At 61.2% G+C, this 21523-nt stretch carries 16 protein-coding genes and 2 pseudogenes; 9 read left to right on the top strand and 9 right to left on the bottom strand.

The window, feature by feature from the left end:
* The first annotated feature begins 82 nt into the window (after nucleotides 1-82).
* Entirely contained in the window at nucleotides 83-1174 is a 1092-nt protein-coding gene (locus ACFVTD_RS05375) for a helix-turn-helix domain-containing protein (RefSeq protein ID WP_387559200.1), read from the top strand.
* Nucleotides 1175-1564: 390 nt separating this feature from the next.
* On the opposite strand, the pseudogene ACFVTD_RS05370 reads toward ACFVTD_RS05375, so the two are convergent.
* A pseudogene (locus tag ACFVTD_RS05370) lies at nucleotides 1565-2432 on the bottom strand (transposase).
* A 211-nt stretch (nucleotides 2433-2643) separates the two neighbouring features.
* Here ACFVTD_RS05370 and ACFVTD_RS05365 point away from each other — a divergent pair.
* Nucleotides 2644-4701 carry an ATP-binding protein gene (locus ACFVTD_RS05365; RefSeq protein ID WP_387559197.1) on the top strand — a complete coding sequence of 686 codons (2058 nt, stop codon included), beginning with the start codon at nucleotides 2644-2646 and terminating at the stop codon, nucleotides 4699-4701.
* A gap of 118 nt (nucleotides 4702-4819) precedes the next feature.
* Here the strand turns inward: ACFVTD_RS05365 and ACFVTD_RS05360 are convergent.
* Nucleotides 4820-5617 (bottom strand): annotated as a pseudogene (locus ACFVTD_RS05360) (APC family permease).
* Between ACFVTD_RS05360 and ACFVTD_RS05355 the strand changes: the two are divergent.
* Together ACFVTD_RS05355 and ACFVTD_RS05350 are read left to right on the top strand one after the other, a co-directional pair.
* Entirely contained in the window at nucleotides 5501-6262 is a 762-nt protein-coding gene (locus ACFVTD_RS05355) for a hypothetical protein (RefSeq protein ID WP_387560545.1), read from the top strand. The pseudogene ACFVTD_RS05360 and the gene ACFVTD_RS05355 sit on opposite strands and share 117 nt — an antisense overlap.
* A 344-nt stretch (nucleotides 6263-6606) precedes the next feature.
* Complete coding sequence (locus tag ACFVTD_RS05350) at nucleotides 6607-7875, top strand: hypothetical protein (protein WP_387559194.1); 1269 nt, start codon at nucleotides 6607-6609, stop codon at nucleotides 7873-7875.
* Nucleotides 7876-8263: 388 nt separating this feature from the next.
* On the opposite strand, the gene ACFVTD_RS05345 is transcribed toward ACFVTD_RS05350, so the two are convergent.
* Both ACFVTD_RS05345 and hisC read right to left on the bottom strand, forming a co-directional pair.
* Nucleotides 8264-9679, bottom strand: coding sequence for an amino acid permease (locus ACFVTD_RS05345; protein WP_387559192.1), 1416 nt, complete (start codon nucleotides 9677-9679; stop codon nucleotides 8264-8266).
* A gap of 53 nt (nucleotides 9680-9732) precedes the next feature.
* Nucleotides 9733-10830 (bottom strand): histidinol-phosphate transaminase, encoded by a 1098-nt coding sequence (hisC, locus tag ACFVTD_RS05340; RefSeq protein ID WP_387559189.1) that lies wholly within the window; start codon nucleotides 10828-10830, stop codon nucleotides 9733-9735.
* A gap of 93 nt (nucleotides 10831-10923) precedes the next feature.
* Between hisC and ACFVTD_RS05335 the strand changes: the two genes are divergently transcribed.
* Nucleotides 10924-11427, top strand: coding sequence for an Lrp/AsnC family transcriptional regulator (locus ACFVTD_RS05335; RefSeq protein WP_387559186.1), 504 nt, complete (start codon nucleotides 10924-10926; stop codon nucleotides 11425-11427).
* Nucleotides 11428-11537: 110 nt separating this feature from the next.
* Here the strand turns inward: ACFVTD_RS05335 and ACFVTD_RS05330 are convergent, their stop codons facing one another.
* Both ACFVTD_RS05330 and ACFVTD_RS05325 read right to left on the bottom strand, forming a co-directional pair.
* Nucleotides 11538-12458, bottom strand: a complete 921-nt coding sequence (locus tag ACFVTD_RS05330; RefSeq protein WP_387559183.1) for a hypothetical protein — start codon at nucleotides 12456-12458, stop codon at nucleotides 11538-11540.
* Nucleotides 12459-12559: 101 nt separating this feature from the next.
* On the bottom strand, nucleotides 12560-12994 hold the full coding sequence (locus ACFVTD_RS05325) for a hypothetical protein (protein ID WP_387559179.1): 435 nt from the start codon (nucleotides 12992-12994) through the stop codon (nucleotides 12560-12562).
* A gap of 150 nt (nucleotides 12995-13144) precedes the next feature.
* On the opposite strand from ACFVTD_RS05325, the gene ACFVTD_RS05320 reads away from it, so the two are divergent.
* Nucleotides 13145-13846 (top strand): hypothetical protein, encoded by a 702-nt coding sequence (locus tag ACFVTD_RS05320; protein ID WP_387559176.1) that lies wholly within the window; start codon nucleotides 13145-13147, stop codon nucleotides 13844-13846.
* 183 nt (nucleotides 13847-14029) lie between these two features.
* The gene (locus ACFVTD_RS05315; RefSeq protein WP_387559173.1) at nucleotides 14030-15697 is read left to right on the top strand and encodes a thiamine pyrophosphate-binding protein; all 1668 of its coding nucleotides are present in this window, start codon (nucleotides 14030-14032) and stop codon (nucleotides 15695-15697) included.
* Nucleotides 15698-15888: 191 nt separating this feature from the next.
* On the opposite strand, the gene ACFVTD_RS05310 is transcribed toward ACFVTD_RS05315, so the two are convergent.
* The 3 genes from ACFVTD_RS05310 to ACFVTD_RS05300 all read right to left on the bottom strand — a co-directional run bounded on the left by ACFVTD_RS05310 (nucleotide 15889) and on the right by ACFVTD_RS05300 (nucleotide 17612).
* Entirely contained in the window at nucleotides 15889-16488 is a 600-nt protein-coding gene (locus ACFVTD_RS05310; protein ID WP_387559170.1) for a hypothetical protein, read from the bottom strand.
* A gap of 135 nt (nucleotides 16489-16623) precedes the next feature.
* Complete coding sequence (locus ACFVTD_RS05305) at nucleotides 16624-17061, bottom strand: hypothetical protein (protein WP_387559167.1); 438 nt, start codon at nucleotides 17059-17061, stop codon at nucleotides 16624-16626.
* Nucleotides 17062-17087: 26 nt separating this feature from the next.
* Nucleotides 17088-17612: a hypothetical protein gene (locus tag ACFVTD_RS05300; RefSeq protein WP_387559164.1), complete on the bottom strand. Its 525-nt coding sequence runs from the start codon at nucleotides 17610-17612 to the stop codon at nucleotides 17088-17090.
* A 1143-nt stretch (nucleotides 17613-18755) separates the two neighbouring features.
* Between ACFVTD_RS05300 and ACFVTD_RS05295 the strand changes: the two genes are divergently transcribed.
* Both ACFVTD_RS05295 and ACFVTD_RS05290 read left to right on the top strand, forming a co-directional pair.
* Nucleotides 18756-19511, top strand: coding sequence for an SDR family oxidoreductase (locus ACFVTD_RS05295; protein WP_387559162.1), 756 nt, complete (start codon nucleotides 18756-18758; stop codon nucleotides 19509-19511).
* A gap of 178 nt (nucleotides 19512-19689) precedes the next feature.
* Entirely contained in the window at nucleotides 19690-20976 is a 1287-nt protein-coding gene (locus ACFVTD_RS05290; RefSeq protein ID WP_387559160.1) for a hypothetical protein, read from the top strand.
* The last annotated feature ends 547 nt before the right edge of the window (nucleotides 20977-21523 follow it).

Below are 21523 nucleotides of genomic sequence, written 5' to 3'. Positions count from 1 at the left end.
AGAGCAACAAGCTATAATTTAGCTAGCTAAGTTTTAGCTTGTCAACAAGATTTTAGAAGGCTTAGTGGGATAGGGTTGAAACATGGTGCAGGACGACATGAAGTTGCTCGGTCGCGTGGTGCGCGAACTTCGAACAGCCCAAAAGCTGACCCAGGCCGAACTGGGAACGAGGGCCGGGTATCGCAGCGGTGCCGGCGTTTCGATCTCCCGACTTGAAAACGGACAGTTGAGTCCAGGGATCGAACGTCTCCAGGGTGTTGCGGAGGCACTGGGACTCACCCTGGAAGAGTTGGCAGCACGAGCCTCCGGGGACTCCGGCCCTTCCGAGGCGGCCGATGCCGACGCAACTGCTACCGATTCCCGACCGGCGGAGGGGCTCAAGGAGCGGTACAGCCGGATTGAACGTGAGATCAATGCGCGGAAGACAGAAATCAGTGCCCTCAATCGTGAGTTCGCTGAGGCACGTGAGCGCGCCCGTGACGGGTTCCTGACGAAGTTTATTGAGCTAGCAGGACGCATCGAGGGCGCACGGCAACCCGACCCGACACAGCTTCCCGGCAGCGACGAAAACGCTGATGGCCGGGCCAAAGAGACAAGAAAGGGCCCGCAGCGACAACCAGTACCAGGCGCGGACGGTAGTGGGAATGAGTTCCAACTTGCGTGGCTGAGCAGAGTGGCTAGCTTGGCGGCCGTTGCTGCCGGCAGTGCGTCGGTGTTGCCGCTTCTTGCTGCGGCCCCACTGGCCGCCTTTGGTGCCATTGAACTCGCCAAACGCAATAGAAGACGACAGCAGGAACTGGCCGCCAAACTGGAGTTGGCGGAGACCGAACTAGAAGCCACGACCCCCGGATTCGAGGCGCTCCGTACCATCCTCCCGCGGGCAACAGGCATTCTGGACTACATCGCGGTACATGCCAGCCATGCACTGGCCCGGTGGGAAAACCAAATAGGGACCCAAATAGGGCCAGGACCCATCTCCTGGGAACCGCTAAATGAGAACGACCGGAAGCTTTACGAGGACTTCTTCGAGATTGCGGCGGCTCAAATTACGGTACTAACTGTTGACGTTCCCAGTCTCCTGGCCACTCAGAACAGCAACGCCCTAAACCAATTACTCGCGCAGTTCGATACTGCCCTGACTCACGCCGAAGACGCCATCAAGGCACGCGTCTGACGCGAGTCCAACCGGAGAGTGCTGGAAGACTTCACAGTACGCACCGGCCATCTCCGTGCCTGGTGTTACTAAGCCCCGTAGTTCCCCCGCCTGGCGTCGATGGATATGGCCCGGCACCACGCACAGGAAAAGTAATTTCGCGCAGAAACAGGCCAGCCTCGCTTTCCAGTTCTGCACGCGCCGCCACGCACGATACCCCCGGTGCCTCGTCCACCGTCCGGCTATACGGGTAGCACAGGGGCGGTAGGCGCCTTCGATCCCCATCTATACAAACTCGTCTTCCATGACCCGCAGCCGCAAGGGCATTCATCCCCTGCAGTGGGAGGGAGAAAATTGCGCCAGTAAGTCCGGTCTGTAAACGAGGACGCGGCCGTGCTGAGTCCGAAGGGCTTATCGCATTTCAGAGTGTAAGTAGGGTCTGAAGCCGCCTGATTCCAGCAGACTTCGAGCGATGTAGTTGGTGAGGTTTCGGAAGCCGATACGGAGCCGCGGAGGTGCTCGAGGCGTCCGTCAAATGCCTCCATAGGACCATTGGAAGTTCCGGGGCGGTCGAAGAACGCCAGGACGTCAGCAGCTCGCCGCTTCAGGGTCCAGCCGAGCCTGCGGATCTCGATCAGGGCACCGGGGACGCCTGCGGTGACCGCGTCCATGATGGCCTTCATGAGTTCCTTCCCCTGCTTCTTGTCGGGCTCTCGGTACGCGGCGACGATCCGGTGATAGATCCCCCACGTTGCTTCGACTTCGACGTGTTCCTCGGCCGCGAAACAGCATCCAGGTGCCCCTCGAACCGATGCGGGTCGTCGATCAACCTCCGCTTGCCTTCGGTCAGGATGGCGGTGTTCGCCGTATGCCAGGACACCCCGAGGCCGGCGGCGACCCGGGACACGGTGAGGTGATCAACCACGACGGCCTCGAGCGCCCAGCGGAGTCCGCGGCGGGAGATTTTCGCCCTGCGCTCAGCGGCTGCGTCTGCGTCCTGCCGCCACGTGCACCCGCAATGCTCGCACCGGTAGCGGCGGACCCGCACCAGCAAGATGGTGGGTCGGTGACCGAACGGTTCATGGGCGAGCTTGCGGACAACAGTGTCGCGCACAACACCCTCGGTGCCACAGGACCTGCATCACCGATCGGGCTCGGGGACACGGCACTTAATCACCGTCCGACCAGGGCTGAACTGCTGGCCAACGGCTATCAAGCCGAGTTCATCGAGTCGGCAGAACGTGGTGAGGTCAGGCGCAGCGACGGTAGCGTGGAGCATGTCGACACACTCTCAATTACAAAGAGCCTCATTGGGTCCATGAGTAGGAGTCCGCGTCTGTTTAGGAGGCGCATCCAATATTGGCAGCAGGGTCCCTTGGCGCTTTTGGCGAACGTGTGGCGTAGAACCAAGGCACCACGCGTACGAGTCGTGGTAGCCGCAGGTGAGGTTCCAAAGGAATCCGGGTTACGAGCCGTGTAGAAGCGGACACGTGAGCCTGTGGAAGCAGTCAGCGCTCGCTTTGATCAAGAATCATCCTATGGTTGGTGGAATGAGCGCTCAACCGAACCTGGTCAATCTACTGACACCGTCTACGGAAGCTACGCCGGAAGACAGGATATACGAACTTACGAACACCATCTCGAACATCGTGAGTAGCTACGACGACCCGTATGACGCTTTTTCGGAACTGGTGCAGAACGCGCTTGACGCGGTAGCCGCCCGAGCCGCTACCGACGGAGCCGATTACGTTCCGCGCGTCGAGGTGACCGTGGACACCAAAAAGCGATCGCTGGCTGTCCGGGACAACGGGACCGGAATCAAATGGGCAAATCGTCAGGAAGCGGTGCGCCCAAACTATTCGCTGAAGCGAAGGCTCGGGCAGATTTCATCTCGCGGCGAGAAGGGGGCCGCTCTCACGTTCTTACAATTTGGTGGAACCGAATTCAGTCTGACGAGTCGTTCGCGGGATGAGTTCGAGTGGACCTACACCCTCCGCGGAGGACGTGAGTGGTTTGAGAGCACGGTCCGACTCCTTGAGGACGGTCGGAACTACAACGAGAAGGTGGATGATTTTCCCCCGTCAGACTACGAGCTCGTGCAGTTAGAAGAAGAGTCGGCCTTCGACCAGGGCACCGCAGCCTCCGTGACGTTTGCTGACGGGCGCCTCTCGGACTTGCTCGGTGATGAGCAGAAGGTCGCGTCTGCGAGGCTCGAATACTTGCTACGCACGCGGACTGGCCTCGGGTTCCTCATTCCTGACGGCGATCGCGAGAGACTCCCTGAGTGGCAACGACGCCTAGAGATCACTCTCACCCTCGATTCGAAGAGTCAAAAGCTTTCGCCTGGGTTTTTTTATCCTCACGAGCTCGCAAAACGAAGCGGATCGCGGAAGGCATCGATGCTCACTTCTCCCACAACGAACAGCGAGTTGCTCTATGATTTTTTCGATAAGGCCTGGCTAAAAAAATATGTATCCAAAATAACAGGCAACCCTAAGCACGCCGCTGTCCTGGAACGGTTTAAGGTGGCCGGGTACGTAGCTTATGCCTTTAAGAATGACTGGTACGAAGATGTTGCTCAAAAGCATCTACAACTTCCCGAGGACGCTGGGGACAGCCAGTTATCCGAAACGCTCATTCAGGTGAACGGAGGTTTTCTGGTTGCAGTTAGAGACTTTCCTACGGGCCGCCGAAAGGCTTTCCTTCACAGGTCCGGTGCCGAGCACAAGAGTCGAACCTTCGTCTGCATCAACCTCTCAGGAGATTACAAGCCGGACTACGGCCGTAAAAATCTGTCATCGGATGCTCATGCACTCGTACTTGACCTCTGCAAAGAACTCATCGCGTTTGCTGCCGGCAAGTCTGCGCATCTCTATCGCGGGACGGGACAGTCCACACATGCGGCGAAGAACGTCGCCGACGCCCAGGAATCGCTGAAGGATGATGCTGCGAGGCTCATGGAGCGTGGCCTGTTGCTGGTGTCCGGGGAACCCAGGCTTCGTCGCGCCCCTGCTACCGAAACTGAGGTGGTAGCAGAGTTCCTGAGACTAGCGGCTATCGACGCCCTGCCAGGGTTCGAGGTATACGGCCTGCTCGCTCGCGGCATGCTAGACGGCTACTTCGACTACCAACTTTCCACTGAGGATCACGCCTTTGACGAGGACGAGTGTCCCTTGGGGGTCGCCTTCGCTGACGGAAAAGCCGTGAAATACCAAGGCCAGTGGATGGAATTTAAAATTACCTCGGACGGATTGACGGATGACTTTGACCGACAGCCCGGCCAGCCTGGGAAGAAGTATTTTGGTCTGGTGGACCTCCTCGTGTGCGAATCGATTGATACAGCGACAGACAACTACGAGATCGTAGAAGTCACCGCCGAGAATTATGACGAGCGGAAGTATTTTGGCGTCACTCACATAATGCGCAGTGCGAAAAATGCTGAACACTCAGTCCAAGTTATCTGCCTTCGATCACTTAGGACTGCGATCGGAGCGCAAGAGGGAGAGAATCCGCCCCTGGCACCTGTCGAACCAGTGGAGAAGGACTGAAACCACGCTCACGCGCCACTTCGGTGATTCAAAGTGGCGCGTGAGCAAGCGCGGCCCCAGTGCGTAACGGCGTTGCTGTCCAGCTGGGATAGCAGGTACGCGCAGATGACGGCGCCGATCACCGGACCACCACGTAGGACACCGCGTTCAGTTGCTGTCCGGCACGGCGGTGGCGCACGTAGTGGAACACCACCGAGGCGTTCACCAGCGTGAAGGCGGTGAAGGCACCGAAGTTGATGAACGACGTCGACGTGGCCACGTCCAGGAAGAGCGCGATCAGGCCCACGACGCCGGTGACCACGAGGTTCGCCACCGGGGTGTGGTACTTCTCGTTCAGCCGGCCGAAGACCGCTTTGGGCAGGACCGAGTCGCGGCCCATCGCATACAGCAGGCGGGAGGCGCTGGCCTGCGCCGCCAGGCCGGAGGCGAACTACGCCACCACCAGGCCGGCCAGGAACACCGCGCCGAACAACTGCCCGCCGATCTGCAGGGCGATGGAACTGGCCGCGGAGGCCGAGTCCTCAAACGCGCCGCCGGGGTGGACAAGCTGGGTCACGTAGGAGACGGCCACGAACATGCCGCCGCCGATCAGGGCCACGAGCATGATGGCGCGCGGCACGGTGCGGCGCGGGTTGATGGTTTCCTCCGTGAGGGTGGTGACGGCGTCGAAGCCCCGGAACGAGTAGGCGGCGATCGCGGCGCCGGCGGAGATGGTGGCGAAGCTGGTTGAACTGCTGGCCTTCGCTGCCGCGTCCGCAGACGCTGCGGGGGCAGCCAAGTGTTTTAAATCTTTGGCAAGTTGCTTCAGTTCTTTGACCTGCGGCCCGTCCAGCGGTTCGGCACTTTTGATCCATTGAACCTTATGATCAGAGGATATGTAACACCAGGTATTTGGGGGAGAACGGTGACTGAGCACGATCCCGCGTCAACACATCCGGCAGCCGAAAAACTGCAAGTCGCCGCACGGCTCAGGGACCAGGAACTGGACTACCTGGACGCCGAATATGCCAAAGCTCTTGCCTCGGGGGCGTGGAATCCGCTTGAACTCTATGCCCGCTACATCCAGACATGGGAAGCCGCCGCTGCCCGACACACTGCAGCCCTTACCAACGCGCATTCTGAATACGTCGCAACAGCAGGAGTCGATGTACCCGCGATCGCCGGCTGGCAGGTGCCCGCTCCCTATCCGGCCCCAGGGAGGAAAGCCCCCAAAAGCGGTCAGTCCCAGCTACACGAATGGCAGACACCTGTGTCACACCAGGCAGGTTCCAGAACCTCAGCCGTGCCCGTTAGGCCGAAAAACGGGGCTCTGCACAAGCTGCGTTGGGTAGGCGCAGGCATCCTGGCAGTAGTTCCTCTTGCTGCTGTCTCGTCGATAGGCTCTGCCGGTACAAAGCCCAAAAACATCTCGCCCATGAGCGATCCTATTTCAACGACCAGGACCGTGACGTATGAAGTGGTCGGTGGAGCGAAGACTGCCAGTATTACCTATGAGACGACGGCCGGCACATCGCAGGCGACCGTCGCAATTCCACTAAAAACAAGGCCGGCGAACTGGTGACCTTCGAGATGGAGCGGGGCGCCTTCGTCTACCTCTCTGCACAGAATAAGGGAACCTCCGGCAACCTCATTTGCCGGATCAGCGTCGATGGAGTTGTCATCTCGACCCACACCTCATCCGGTTCGTACGCTATCGCCAGCTGTGATGGCATCGTTCGCTGAAGACACCGCGAAGTCCTGGCACGCGTACTAAGCCCGGTGTAGCACGGGAGCCGCAGGCGCGAGAGGACCTCTCAAACGGCAGGGGGATTCACGTCGGGGTACTCCCAGTGATCGTCCAAAACGCGCCACCCAGCCCGCACTAAAGACAACACCGTCATCCAGCGAAAGGAGAAAGATCAATCTATGGAAAGTACAGTTCGCGATGGGCAGCTTGAAGAGGGGGTCGTCTATCTGCAATCAATGGGGGATGACGATGATGGCGTCGCCGTTGACCCGGAACGAGCCGACCCCGCTGAAGTGTATGCGCATGACCTGCTCATAGGTGGCGGAGGGACAATCGAGTGGATGCACAATGGCCCCCTTGTCGGCCGATACGTCGACTTGGCACCCGTCAAATTGTCAAGGCTCCATGCTGCACTGAAGTTCGAACGGTGCTGCAATGACCCTCGCATTTACATCGAGCGAGGATCTGGAGAAATCAATGAAGACATGTTGGATCTGGATGATCTCCATCTTGAGCTCCGCGATAGCCAGCTGGTTGCGGTCGTCAGGACAAGCCAGGAGTCTCAGCCGGAGATGAGCGAGAAAGAACACGAGTCTTCGCTGCAGCAGATTATGGCGCACTATGGATGCGTGGTTTCTGCGGTGCGGTATCTCTCAGCTGACTTGGAGCCCATAAGCACCCTGAAGATTGATTTCTCCAATGCCGGTCTAGAACCTGATGTGGCAGCCAAGTTCAATGCTGAGGAAGTCGAAAGAATTCGGAACACTGTCCATGTCGTGGAGGTTCTACTGACGGCTTCGGACGAGGACCCTTGCGAAAAACTCATTGACGCCAGCCGTGCTCTGGCCGCCTACCTCACTGCATTGAAGGGGGGTGCGCTCACGGGTCGGACAATCGTTGACCTACTCCGCGGTGGACACACGAAGCTACTCCTCGGACACAAGGAAAGCGCCTTTCTCGATGTTAAGTCGCAGCAGTACAACGTGGGCCTAAATGGTGATGCTGGGAATCGGCAAAAGATTGAACTTGCTCAGGACGTCGCACGCTTTGCCAACGGAGACCAGGACGCCGTTCTTGTGCTCGGCTACACGGAAGGCAAGGTAGGCAAGGACTCAGTAATTAAGGGCATCAAGGAGATCGACCTTGAGGGGTTTGATCCTGATACGTATCTAAAGATTCTCGACGCTAAGGTCGTGCCTGCAGTTACAGGGCTTGTGGTCGAGTCGGTGGAAACCGAGCCAGGCAAGGGCGTAATTTTTATCTACGTTCCCGCTCAGGCTCCCGAAATGCAGCCGTACCTCGTGCACGGCGTTGTAGCCGAAGGAAAAGTCGAGGGTGCTTTCTTCAGTATCGTGCAAAGACGGGGCGAGGGATCCATCGCCATATCCGCGAGCCAGATACACGGATATCTGGTGGCGGGTAAGGCGTTCCTTAGGGGGAAAAGCTAGCAGGTTGGAACGATCCGGCCCGGATGTGAAAGGGCGGACGGCACCTCTTATGTCCCCGGCCGGTCAACTAAAGCTTGAATCTCCCGAGCCCGGCAGCTGCCCCATGACGGTGCATGGGTTGGTCCGGAATCCGAGGTAGGCGAGGTCATCGGTGATCCGGTAAGCGGACTACACGGTGGTGAAGACCGGCTTCCCCTGACGCCGCCACCGATTGCCCCACTGTTGGTGCACGAGTCTTCTGCAACCCAAGGTCAACAGTTCCCTGCACTCGCCCGCAATTCCCCAGACCGCTACAAACGACTTCTGTAACTGACCGAGGGCGCCCGCAGCTTCAGCGGACGCCCCCCATTCGGGTGTTAAGCCAGCGCAGTGGCGTAACACGCGTGACTCAGTCAATGAGGACAGGCTGCTTGTCACCCTCTGAAGATTCGACACATTGCCGGGAAGCGTCCCGCTTCCGGTGATTCAACCAGCACCCCAACGCAAGAACCGCCACGAGCCCAAACGTGCTCAGGAGCTGTGGACGGGAATCTTCGCCGATGAAGCCCACCGTGAAGATCGCCGCAAGGATGAGCAGGCCAACCACAGTGAGCACCGGGAAGCCGGGCATCCGCAGGGGAAGCTCCGCACCCTCGCGGTCGGCGCGGAGCCGCAGCGCCGGCTGGGCCAGGAGTGCTGACGTCCAGACCAGCAGGCACGTCGAGCCCACGATGTTGAGCAGGACGGGAAGGACCTTCTCCGGGAATGCCAGCTCAAGCACCACCGTGACAACGCCGAAGGCAACGCTGGCCAGGACCGCAGCCACCGGAACCCGGGCCTTGGAAACGGAAGCCAGCCAGCGCGGGGCCTCGCCCCGCTCGGCCAGAGAGAACGCCATCCGGGAGGCACCGTAGAGGTTGGCATTGAGGGCGGAGAGCAGGGCAGCGACGGCAACCAGAGTGATCGCGGCGGCCGCACCGGGCATACCGGCAGCATCCAGCACCGCGGCGAAAGGGCTCTTCAACCCCGCCGAACCCACGGGCACCACAGCAGCAATCACGAAGATGGCACCGATGTAGAACACCAGGATGCGCCACAGCACAGTTCGGACCGCCTTCTTCACGCTGCGGGCCGGTTCGGCGGTCTCGGCTGCGGCCACGGAAACGATCTCGGTACCGCCGAACGCGAACGCCACCACGAACAGGGCAGTCGCAATCCCGCCGAAGCCGCTGGGCGCGAACCCCTCCCCCATGAAGTTGTCCAGGCCCGGTGACTGCACGCCGGGCACCAGGCCGAACAGCAGCGCATAGCCCACCAGCAGGAACCCGACGATCGCTGCCACCTTGAGCAGGGCGAACCAGAACTCGAACTCACCGAAGTTTTTCACGCTGGTCAGGTTCACCGCGGTGAGCACCACGATGAACACCAGGGCCATCAGCCACAACGGCAGGACCGGGAAGATGGTGGCCAGCAGTCCTGCCGCGCCAAGTGCCTCGGCGGCGATGACCACCACGAGTTGGATCCACCAGAGCCAGCCCACGGTTGCACCGGCCACCGGCCCGTAGGCCTTGGCGGTGTAGACGGAGAAGGCGCCGCTGTCCGGGTTGGCGGCGGCCATCTCGCCGAGTGCCCACATCACCAGGATGATCAGGGTGCCAGCCACGAGGTAGGAGATCAGCACGGCCGGGCCGGCGGCCTGGATGCCCGCGCCGGAGCCGATGAACAGGCCCGCGCCGATCGCGCTGCCCAGCCCCATCATGGTGAGCTGGCGGGGTTTCAGGGCTGCGCCGAGTGGGCGGTCAGACGTCGTTGTCTGTTGTTCCATGGGGAGTCCTCTGGTTGTAGGTCGAACGGAGTTGGGGAAAGGTCAATGAGTTGTCAGGCCGCGTTGGCCGCGAGGAGCCGGAGCACCCGGTTGTTGGAGTCCGGGTCGGCGACGGTGATCCGCACGCCGTCGCCCTGGTAGGCCCGGACCAGGATGCCCGCGGCGTCGAAGCCGTCCACCAGCGTGGCCAGCAGCTGGGCGTCGGCGCGGATCCACAGGAAGTTGCCCTGGCTCGGCTGGAGCGTCCAGCCCTGGCCGTCCAGTTCCGCGGCCATCCGGGCGCGCTCCTGCTTCACCGCGGAGACCCGGGCTTCCATCTCCTCCCCCGCGTCCAGCGACGCGATGGCCGCCTTCTGCGCCAGCGCGCTCACGGCGAACGGCAGGGCGGTGCGGCGCAGGCCTTCGGCGATGGCCGCCGTCGTAATGGCGTACCCGACGCGCAGGCCGGCGAGCCCGTAGGCCTTGGAGAAGGTGCGCAGTACGCAGACGTTCGGGTACCGGCGGTAGAGTGCCAGGGAATCGGGGCCGCTGCCGGCGTCGGCGTACTCCACGTAGGCCTCGTCGATCACCACCAGGACGTCGGAGGGGACGGACTGCAGGAAGGCCTCGAGGCGGCCGTTGCTGATGGGCACGCCGGTGGGGTTGTTGGGTGTGCAGAGCAGGATCACCTTGGTGCGGTCGGTGACGGCGGCTGCCATGGCGTCGAGGTCGTGGCCCTCGGCGTCGTCCAGCGGGACGCGGACCGGCCGGGCGCCCGCCAGCTCCACCAGGATGGGGTACGCCTCGAAGGAGCGCCACGCGAAGACCACCTCGTCCCCGGCCTCGCACAGTCCGGTGATGATCTGCTGCAGGACGCCCACGCTGCCGGGTCCCACCGCCACCTCCGCGGCCGTGACGCCGAGGTGCCGGGCGATCCGTTCGCGGAGTTCGACGGCGGCCATGTCCGGGTAGCGGTTCATCCTGCCCGCCGCCTCGGTCACGGCAGCGGTGGCTGCGGGCAGCGGTTCGTAGTGGCTTTCGTTGCTGGCGAGGGCGGCGATGTCAGCGCCGAGGCTGCGCCGACCCGGGACGTAGGCCGGAAGGCCGGTGACGGCGCTGCGGAGGGTGGGCAGCTTTGATGCCGATGGGGCCAGGAGTTGATCAGGGCTCATGAGGTCTGATCATGGAAGTGACCCGGGCCACATTGCAAGGTAAGCTCTGGTGCTTGGGACTTATGCTCAACTTCTAACAACTGTGGTGAAAATATGACCATCGCGAACTCTCGCACCCTCGATCCGCTCGACGGCAGGATCATCCTTGCCCTCGACAAGGACCCCGAAGCCAGCGCCTTGGCACTTTCCCGGACACTCGGCGTCGCCCGCAACACCGTCCACGCCCGGTTGGCGCGGCTGGAGCGCAGCGGCGCGCTCCGCTCCTTCAGCCGCAGGCTGGACCCCGCCGCGCTGGGCTACGAACTGATGGCTTTCCTCTCGCTGTCCATCAGCCAGACCCGGACGGGCTCGGTGGAGAACGGGCTCGCCGCGATCCCTGAGGTCATCGAGGTGCACGCCACCACCGGCGACGCGGACCTCATGGCCAAGGTGATGGCCCGCGGCACCGCAGACCTCTACCGCATAACCAACGAGATCCTGGAGATCGAGGGAATCGAGCGGACCAGCACCGCCATCTCCATCCTGGAACTCATGCCGCCCCGGTACGACGGGCTGATCAGCCGGCTGTCGGAGCAGGAGTCCTCCGCTTCGAGCTAAACATTGGCGACGGTATTGACGGCCGGCCATTTCGTCACTCCGGCACGCATATCGTGCCAAAAACCCAGCCGCAAGGATGAAAGCTTGCGTCCTCCCGCGGCCCGGACGCATTAAGGTCGGAGCCGCAATTCACCAAAGTCCTTAAGGGCGGAAGGATTAAGCCAGACCTGATCGAAGGTGGGCAAAGGCGCCTTGTGATGAGATGTGCAGCGCTGCAGGAGGAGGCGAATGGCCTCCTCCTGCAGCGCTACTGCGTTGTGGGTCAGCAAGAGCAGGTGCTTATAACTGCCCGAGAGCAGGAAGGTTCCATCCCCGCTCGCCGCCGGTTGACCGACTTCCTCCATGTCACTAAGCAGCAGGCCCGCCCACCGTTTGCCGTGCGCCATCCCGCTGCATATTTGCCATTTCACCAAAGGCCTAATATAAGCAAGACTTGGAAATTCGCCGATCTCCCGCAGAAGGCCCGTTACACCGTAGCTGGTGACTTCCTTCCACGCGATCTCTGGGTACGGCCGGACCATATCTTCCACCAGCCTGATTCGACGTTCATAGGTCTCCGGATCTGTGGAACCTAAACTGAGGAGGGCAGCTTTTGACATATTCGCATCCGCGTACTCTAGTTTTGCAGTTCGCAGAACTCGGTCCCTTCGGCGAGCGGGAGCGATTATCCAAAGAGCTGTTCCTGCTGATTCAAATGCATTACGAAGCAACGTGTACGGAGCGAATGGATGAAGGGTCAGGTCCAAATTGTTCGCGGTTTCCGCCGAAATGGTCATGCTTCTTAGGGCCGCTAAATTATCCGCACTAGCCATTAGCAGGTAGCGCACATAGCTAGATGTGGGTAGCGGATAGGTTGCCTTGTCATCGCCGTGCATGGCCGACCCCCTCTGCACCTCACTGAAGTGACCGAGCTGATCATGAAGAACCGAGTGCCTGTCCAAGACTTGAAGCAGCAGGCGGGCGTTATCGTGTTCCTGCTCTGAGGAAGAGAATCTGTTTCTAGATTTGGGTGGATAGGAATCGGCGGTCATGCCCTGATGATCGCATCAGTTGAGACGTGGAGACCTCACCGTTCCATTACGGCGTTGCGGTACCGTCTAAACGTCGGACACCAACACAACAACAAATGCCTTCAATGCCTGTTTCCGTAACTGCGAAGGAGTCCGCGAACAACGCCTAGGTCCGTCACGGGATTGCGAATCAAACGCTTCGATTTCACGACGAAAGGGGACTTCTCGATGACCACAAGACGCAACCCCTGCTCGCGGATGAGCAGACGCTTGCGCTCGTCATAGCGACGACGCTGCTCGCCGCGATTGACGCCGGATACGGTCTGACGCCTGTCGAAGAACGAAGATGGTTTTGTATGCTGCTCTTCCTGAAATTCGACGACGAGCTCGAAGGAGGGCCAGAAGCTGTCGACAGGAAGCCTAGTTCCGAAAGGCCGCGAAGGGGACGGGTCTCCGCGGAGCCACTCGAACGTCATTTGGCGATTGCCGCTTGCCCCAAGGACCTCGTCGCAGAGATCAAGTACGTAGTATTCGTCGGATGAAGCGCGGTCTGCCATAGGGCAATACTTGCAGTTCCGGGCAGCTTCTTGATCTAGTCGAGCTCCACGAACCGATGTCCACGGCAGTCACCTGCCTTATCCGGGCCTCTCAGCGAGAACACGGGCTGGGTTCCGGCCGCCCCTCGCGCAGCCGGATATCATCCGGACGTGACTCACCTTCAACTACTGCTGAAAGCCATCGCCGAGGATCTGGGCGACCCAGTGACCTGGAGCGCTCCCGTTGAATTCCCCAACTCTCTCGCGCTTTGCGCCCTGAACTCGGCCTATTCCCTGCGCGCAACCTCTGCTTCTGCCAAAAACGTCCTCGCCCGATACCGCGCGGTGCGTCCCGCCGCAGACTCCGATAGCGGCCCCGACCTACTCCAGGCAATGGATGATGTGGGCGGTCCTGCCAATTTCGCCCGCGAGATCCTACGCAACGGCAGCAAACTCCCGGGCACCGTGCGCTTGCGCACTGAGGGCATTTATGAGGGCCTGACCCGACTCGCGGCACTGGAAGTCACCGTGACAACTGCGCAAGACCTTCGGGCCGCAGCGGCAAACGGCAACACCGCTGCAGAGAAAGCGTGGTGCTCTGTCGTCGGCCTTGGCCCACTTTCCTGGTCATACCTGCTCATGAACGCTGGCGTCGGCACCGAGACTAAGCCGGACGTTATGGTCCAGCGGTATCTCGCCAGGGCTCTCGGCGAAGACCAGAAGGTAACGCCAGAACGTACGCGGCAGCTCCTCCAGCTCGCGGCCGCAGACCTTGCCGTAGAACCTAGAGACTTAGACCGAGCAATTTGGCTGCACGAGAGTCCTTCGTCACCGGCCGGTCGGGGCAGGCAGGACGTAACCGCAATACAGTAACGGTCGGAGATCGGGCACGGATGCAATTCCCCGATCAGCCATCCGGAATCTCGCATTCAGGACAGAAGCGGCGACTCGCGCCACAAGTGGGCGTTTTGTCACTGCTTTCCGCTTCTGCTGCCAAAAGTCCCAACGGCAAACTCGTCTCTTGCCGATCTGAGGTCTACGTCGCAGGATTCCTGCATGACTTCACTTACCGTCTCCGGCCGTGTGGCAGAGGTTCTCAGCAGCTACGTCAGCGACGTCTTCGGCGTCATGGGCAACGGCAACGTCTACTTCCTGGACGCCGCCGAGCAGCAGGGCCTGCGCTTCACCGCCGTCCGGCATGAGGGCGCCGCCATCGCCGCGGCCGACGCCTACTACCGCGCCTCGGGACGGCTCGCCGCGGGCACCACCACCTACGGCCCCGGCTACACCAACGCGCTTACCGCCCTCGCCGAGGCGGTCCAGGCGCAGATCCCGGTGGTGCTGGTCACCGGCGACGCGCCCACCAGCGGCGCCCGGCCCTGGGACGTGGACCAGGCGGCCATCGCCGTCGGCCTCGGCGCGACAACCTTCACCGTCACCCGCGACGCCGCGGGCGCCGGCACCCGGCAGGCGGTGGAGTACGCACTCACCCGGCGCACCGCCGTCGTGCTGGCCATCCCCTACGACCTCGCCGCGCTCGAGGCAGCGGACGAGGAGCTTCCGGAGCCGTCGGCGCCCAAGGTGACGGACGACGGCGGCACCGACCTTGTGCGGGTCGCCCGCCTGCTTGCCGGTGCCAGGCGGCCGCTGATCCTGGCCGGCCGGGGTGCGCACCTCGCCGGAGCCGGTCGGGAACTCCGCGAACTTGCCGACCGGCTCGGCGCACTGACCGCCGGAACCGCCCTGGCGCTCAACCTCCTCAATGGCGAGGGGTACCTGGGCGTGTCCGGCGGTTTCGGCACCGACACCGCGGCCGGGCTCATGGGCGAGGCCGACGTGGTCCTGGTGGCCGGGGCGAGCCTGAGCCCGTTCACCATGCGGTTCGGGCACCTGCTCGGCCCCGATGCCACGGTCATCCAGATCGATACTGCGGTGGAGCCGACAAATCCGCGGGTGGATGTGTTTGTTCAGGCGGACGTGAAGGCTGCTGCTTCGCGGCTTCTGTCCCTGGTTGAAGGCGAGGCTGCTGCCGTGGCGTGGCGCGCTGAGGCTGCTCGTCGTTTGGCATCGGGGCCGGGGCATTCTGCTGGTTCCGCTTCGACTGTGGACGGACGGCTGGACCCGCGCGCCCTTGCTGCCGCTCTGGATGCCGTGCTGCCGGAGCGCCGGACGGTGGTGCAGGACGGCGGGCACTTCATCGGGTGGGCGCCCATGTATTGGAACATCCCCCGGCCGCAGGACCTGGTGATGGTGGGGACCGCGTATCAAACGATCGGGCTGGGTCTGGCGAGCGCTGTCGGCGCGACCCGTGCCGTGGAGAACGACCGGACCCTGGTGCTGGCTTCGGGGGACGGCGGCTTCCTCATGGGCCTTGCCGACCTCGAATCGCTGATCGGTGCCGCCAGCAGCGCCATCGTTGTCATCTACAACGACGCCGCCTACGGCGCCGAGATCCACCAGTACGGTTCCCAGGGCCTTACGGAGAGGCCAATGGTGATCCCGGAGGTGGACTTCAGCGGTGTGGCGCGTGCTTTGGGTGCTGAGTCGGCTGTCATCCGTTCCCTCGATGACCTGTCCGCGCTGCAGGACTGGATCGACGCGGGCGCCCTGGGAACCTTCGTGGCCGACTGCCGGATCACCTCCACCGTCCGGGCTCCGTGGCTGACCGAATGGATGAACGCGACGAGGACGGCGAAGACGCTCAAAGCGGCGGTGGCGTCCTAGCTAGCCAAAACTCTACGGACAGCCGCGTGCACCAGAATGGGACTGTATGCCGCCCGCTGGCGGAACATTGCGTTAATTACCGAGCGCCGCGAACCGTTCCAAGACAATGCGGCATGCCTGTACATCGAATAACCCAAGGCCGTGCCTTACAAGAGGCACGGCCTTGGACCACCAAGAGTCAGTGAGCCTGATTAGAGAACTTCGCAGGCTTTTAGTTCGACGCCGAGGTCCCCACCATCCTGGAACGTGCCACGCACGGTAATCGCGCTTCCGGGCACAATTGTTGCGGCCCGTGCTGCTGCCAAGTCATTGCAGTTGACGTGCAGGAAGTTGTACTTATCGCCATTGTCCACTCGAACGATGTACTGATCCTTGTCGAGGAACTCGGTATCGACCTTGTTTACAAATCCGGTGACCTGCAGAACCTTTCCTTTGTACTTAGCATCGGCAGCTGCCTCATTGCCCTTGAAGTCCGCCAGCAATTGGCCAGCTTCGACCTGCACTACTTCGGGAGCCGTTTTAGCAGGAGCCGCCGCCGGCGCAGGCGCTGCTGCCGGAGCCGCAGCAGACGTCGCTGTTGGCACCTCCGTGGCAGGCGTTGCAGTAGCCGAGGAAGTACTCTTGCCACCATTCGCCATAGACGAAATGATGGCTATCACGATAATGATCAGCGGGATCATGAATCGCTTTTTCTTGAACCAGGGACGCGAAGCCTTGCGGTAGGCTTTGTCGGCAGCGGCTTGAGCTTTTCCGTCGCGCTTTGCATCAGTCAAGGTTGTGTTGTCAGTCATTTTTATCCTGTCTGAATTATGATGTCACTGTATAGATGCCAGGCTGAATATCACACGGATATAGCTTGAAACATGCGGACGTCGTCATCGCACGGGCCTGCCTCCAAAACCGGGCTTCTGTTTTATCGCGCATAATTAGAAACTGACGAGCTTTCCGCCTAATTTCTCTTGGACTTGTGCGGTCGTGGGGCTATTGATCACCCAGTTTTCCCCGACAAGCCACGAATTGCCGCCCGATGATTTCAGATCTGCGTTGAGTTTCTTGACGTTCTGAATGAGCTGGCTGATGTCGCTACTCGAGAGGTACGTCGAGATGACCGTATTCGACGAGCACTCGGCCGACTCCGCGGCAAGTGTGATCACGTTTGTTTGTTTGAAGTCCGGGCATACACCCCCAGCCTTCACATATGCGGCTTTAAGCGCTGAAACTGTAGAGTAGCTGCCCCCATTCGCAGGGGGTGCGGTTACCGTCGGCGTGACTTCGGGGGTAGCCGCTGGCTGAGAGCCTGAACAGCTGGTAAGAGCAAGCGCCCCGGTCAGCAGGACAGCGTGCACAATGACTTTTGAGGACATGTTCGAATTTCCTTGCAAATTTGAGGTCATTGCTTCAACCACGAGCCGCAGCGGGACGATTTGAAGTCCTGCCCCGCTGACAGTGTCACCGAAGGACGTCCGCCTGTGACGATGTCGTTGTCCACAATGTCCGAACCGTTGGAGCCGGTGCGGTAGATTCCCCAGTAGCAGCTTCCCGTTACGTCAGCTGTTGTCCGGTAAGTGCCTGGTTCGATGTCCCTGCCCACGGTCCAGGTTCCTTCTTTGATGGTGTTCGCTGCCTTTGCCTTCTCGGCAGACGTGACGGACTCCTCCCGCTTTTTCACACTCTCTTCCGCAGCCTTCACCGCGGATTCGCGAACGGTGATTGCGGTTTCCTTTGTGGAAATTGTTGACTCGCGTCCCGCGATGCTCGAATTCAGAGTGTTGTAACGACTTTGAAGTTGGGCTAGATCCGCACTGACGCTGTCTTTCTGCGATTGGAGGGCCACATACTCGCGGCTTTTCGTGGGATCAGGAAGAGTTGCACCGACGGCTATCCCTGCAATGAGAAACACCACCGCGGCACTCACTGCCCAATACCATTTGATCCGCGGTTGGCGGATTCCTTTGCTGGCAGCTGTTGAAGGGGCGGAACTGGCACCGAATCCAGTCAACGGCCACCTCCGCGATTTCCCGGAGAAGAGTGGAAAGCGATGCCTCTCCAATTTCTGAGACTTCGGTGACACGACCTTCAGTTCGGCTTCTGGGCTGTGGTCTGACGGCATAGAAAGCGGTGCTGCCTCTGGCCTGGGAGGAATCCCCGGCACAGATTCGGTTTCGGACAATGTAGCCCCCAATGATTCGTACGAGTTGCAAATGCGCGTGCAACCTATCAACCACTTCGGAGACCACTCAGGGAATTGCTCAGAAATACTTATGAGCTTCGCGGCACTTCTCGACGTGATAAGTCGCATCTGAAAAGAGGGTATTTGTTCATTCCGTCCGACAAAGACAAAAAAGCATATCCTTGCCATAACCTGCTCAAGTCTTGATGCGATCTTGAGGACCGACTGACGTTGTCGCCTCAATCGCTTAACAGTTGCAATCTTCGGTTAGACCTTATCGGGTTACCGTTTAGTTGGCATCAAGGCGGAGAATGCACCTCCCGGTCCGATAGCCGCCTCTTAACCTCCTTACGCTTCCCGCCGCAATTACAAGTCGCCTTTGTTCTGTACGGGGGCCACTCCGGTTGATTCGTAAGGTCGATCCACGCTGAGCACGGGCACTAGTGCCGCCGCTGCCCAACAGTGCAAGATCCTCCGCGCTCGACCAACCAACCGTATTTAGCGAAGCCTCCACCGCCCCCATTACAGGCTCCACGCTGCGCTGTCTTGCTCTCCCCCGGAACCCCAGGACGAGCAAACCCGCAGCACCCGCGCGCAGGCGTCGGCCAATAGCCCGGCGAGTCCGGGTACTGCAGGTCCTAGGGGCTTATCAGGCCGATGGTGCACGCCCGCGCTTCAACACAGTGGGTGCAGTGGAAGGTCTCCCGCCCTACTGAACTCGGAACACCCGAATCCTTGTACGCCAAAAATTGCCGTCGCGGCCGCCCACCAGCGCCAGCGATGTCTTGCAATTGCTTCTCTTTGCGGCAACCATGCAAAGCATTGCCAGATGGCAAGCGTGCCGGACATTCCGATTCTTTTTTGACGGCCCGGCTTAGGATCTGTTTCATGAGGATTGCCGTTGCAGGGGGAACCGGTACAGTGGGCCGCCACGTTGTGGCCATCGCCAGGGAGCGCGGGCACGAGGTGGTCAGCCTCAGCCGCTCGGAAGGGGTGGACCTGGTCAACGGGCGCGGCCTCGGCCAGGCACTGCAGGATGTCGAAACAGTCATCGACGTCTCCGGCATCCAGTCCCTGTCCACCAAAAAAGCCGTGGACTACTTCACCAACGCCACCCAGAACCTGCTGGCGGCCGGGAAGAAGGCCGGCGTCACCCACCATCTGGCGCTGTCCATTGTGGGCATCGACAAAGCCAACTCAGGACTGTATGCCGGGAAACTGGTACAGGAGGACGAAGTCAGGCACGGCGGCGTTCCCTGGACCATCCTCCGGTCCACCCAGTTCCACGAGTTCGTGCCGATGTCCATTAAGGCCGCCTCGGCGGGCCCCATTGTTTTCGTGCCCACCATGACCACCCAGCCGGTGGCGGCAAAGGAGGTGGCCGCGGCCCTGGTGGACGCGGCCGAGGCCGGACCGCAGGGACGCCTCCCGGACCTCGGCGGCCCGCGGACCGAACAGCTGAAAAGCCTGGCCGCGGCCTACCTCACCAAGGCGCAGCAGAAGAAACGGATCGTTCCCCTGCGCGTTCCCGGACCCATGGGCAAGGCAATGCGCAACGGCTCCCTGATCCCTGCGCCAGGATCCGCCGTCGGACGCCAGACGTTCCAGGAGTGGCTCGAAGCCAACGATGCCGCCCAAAGCTGATGCCCGCCGCCCGGTAGGGGTTTCCCGGCATCCGCCCTTGACTACCTAAAGCCCTCCCCCTTTGGCTCCCCTTTCTGGCAACCCTGCAATCCGGGCCTAGCCTGCGGACGTATGGTGATCCCGCCGGGAGGCGGTGAAACGGCCCCGGTGCCACTGACATTGGTCAAAGGGGACTGTTATGCGCCCGCTCCGCCTGTTCATCGCCCTCCTCCTCGCCGCCGCCTGCGCAGTGGCGCTGCCTGTCCCCGCCCAGGCGGCCGACGTCGGAATTCCCGGCCCGTCATTCGCTGCCGACGGCGTGCGAACCCCGACGGCGGACAAGGCCCAGAGCAAGCTCTGGTTCCAGGATGGGAGCTGGTGGGGGCTGTTGTGGAGCGAGTCCGCACATGCCACAACGATCCACCGGCTCGACCCCGCCACCCAGACGTGGCAAGCGACCGGCACTATGGTTGATGGGCGCCTGACTGCACGGGGAGACGCTCTGTGGGACGCAGCAGCTGGCAAGCTCTATGTCGTATCGGGCACCACGGTTCGTTCGGAATGGAACTCGCCACCGTCCCAGCAGGCGGTGGCGTCCGGGTCCGCGGAGCTGCACCGGTTCAGGTATGACGCCTTGGCGAAGACCTATTCGGAGGACGCAGGTTTCCCCCTCACTCTGCACCGTGGGAGCACCGAATCGATCACGGTGGCCAAGGACTCCCTTGGCAAGCTGTGGGTCACCTACACCGTGGTGTCCTCCGACAACAGCAACCGTGTTTATGTCAACCACTCCACAACCAGCGACACCTCTTGGGGCACCCCGTTTGTCATGCCGACCACCAACGCCCAGGTGCACTACGACGACATCTCCGCCGTCACGTCGTTCCAGGGCGACAAGATCGGCATTATGTGGAGCAACCAGCGGCCGGGGCAAAAGAAGTTCTACTTCGCCATCCATCAGGACGGCCAGCCGGACACCTCGTGGCAGACAGAGGTGGCCTATGGCGGGGGCAGGAACTGCACCGGCGGCTGCGCCAACGATCATCTCAACCTCAGGCAGCTGGCCAGCGACGGCAGCGGCCGCCTCTTCGCGGCCATCAAGACTGCCAATCGGAAGGTCGGCCAAACGCTGGTGGCGCTCCTGGTCCGCGATGCCCAGGGCAACTGGAGCAGCGCCGAGTTCGGCGCTGTGGAAGACCTCCACACTAGGCCGATGGTCATGATCGACGAGGAACACAGCCAGGTCTGGATGTTCGCGGTCGCACCCGAAGAGGGCGGAACCATCTATTACAAGAAAGCACCCTTGGACAGCATTGCCTTCCCGCCCGGCGTCGGAACACCCATCATCAGCAGCAGTGTTGACACGGACATCAACGATCCGACGTCAACGAAGCAGAACGTCAACAGCCAGACCGGGCTGGTGGTGCTGGCATCCTCGAGGGCTAATGCCCGGTACTGGCACGCCTACATAGACCTTGCAAAATAGCGCCTGCGTCAGCATTTAGGTAGGCGAATCCCCTCAGATACGGGTGTTTTGGTAAGGCTTTGGGTAGAGCGGTCGCAATCCGTTCGCAGTACCCTCTTCTCAAGGCGACGACAGTCATTGGCGGGCACTGGAAAAGCCCGGGTCGCCTGCCGCAAAGGGTGCGGGTTCTGGGCTGCACCATCGTAAGGCGGCCCAGTTGGTCACTACCGAGCGGGCCGCTATCTGCCGACAATCCGGCGTCCATTTCACCAAAAAATGTGGGTATTCAGGTGGAGCGGACCTTGAAACCGGTTGGTCGGCGCGCCCGTGTGGGCATCTATCGGAGTAGCGCAGCCAGGCTGCGCCTCTCCTATCGCCATTTGCAGCCCGAGAGGGCTGCCGCACCCTGGAGATTCTGATGAAAGTCTTGTCACGCATTGCCGTACTCGCAGCTGCCTTGATTGCTGGTTCTTCCTCAGCCGTCGCCGCTCCTCCACCAATCCGGTCGGACTTACTTCCGACTACGATCAAGTCAGGGGAGGGCTGCAATTTCAGGTTAAGAGTTGAA

Origin of the sequence: Pseudarthrobacter sp. NPDC058119 (assembly GCF_042884655.1) — a bacterium.
Classification (GTDB): domain Bacteria; phylum Actinomycetota; class Actinomycetes; order Actinomycetales; family Micrococcaceae; genus Arthrobacter.
The sequence above is the reverse complement of the archived record's forward strand: the minus strand, read 5'-3'. Positions and strand labels throughout refer to the sequence as shown.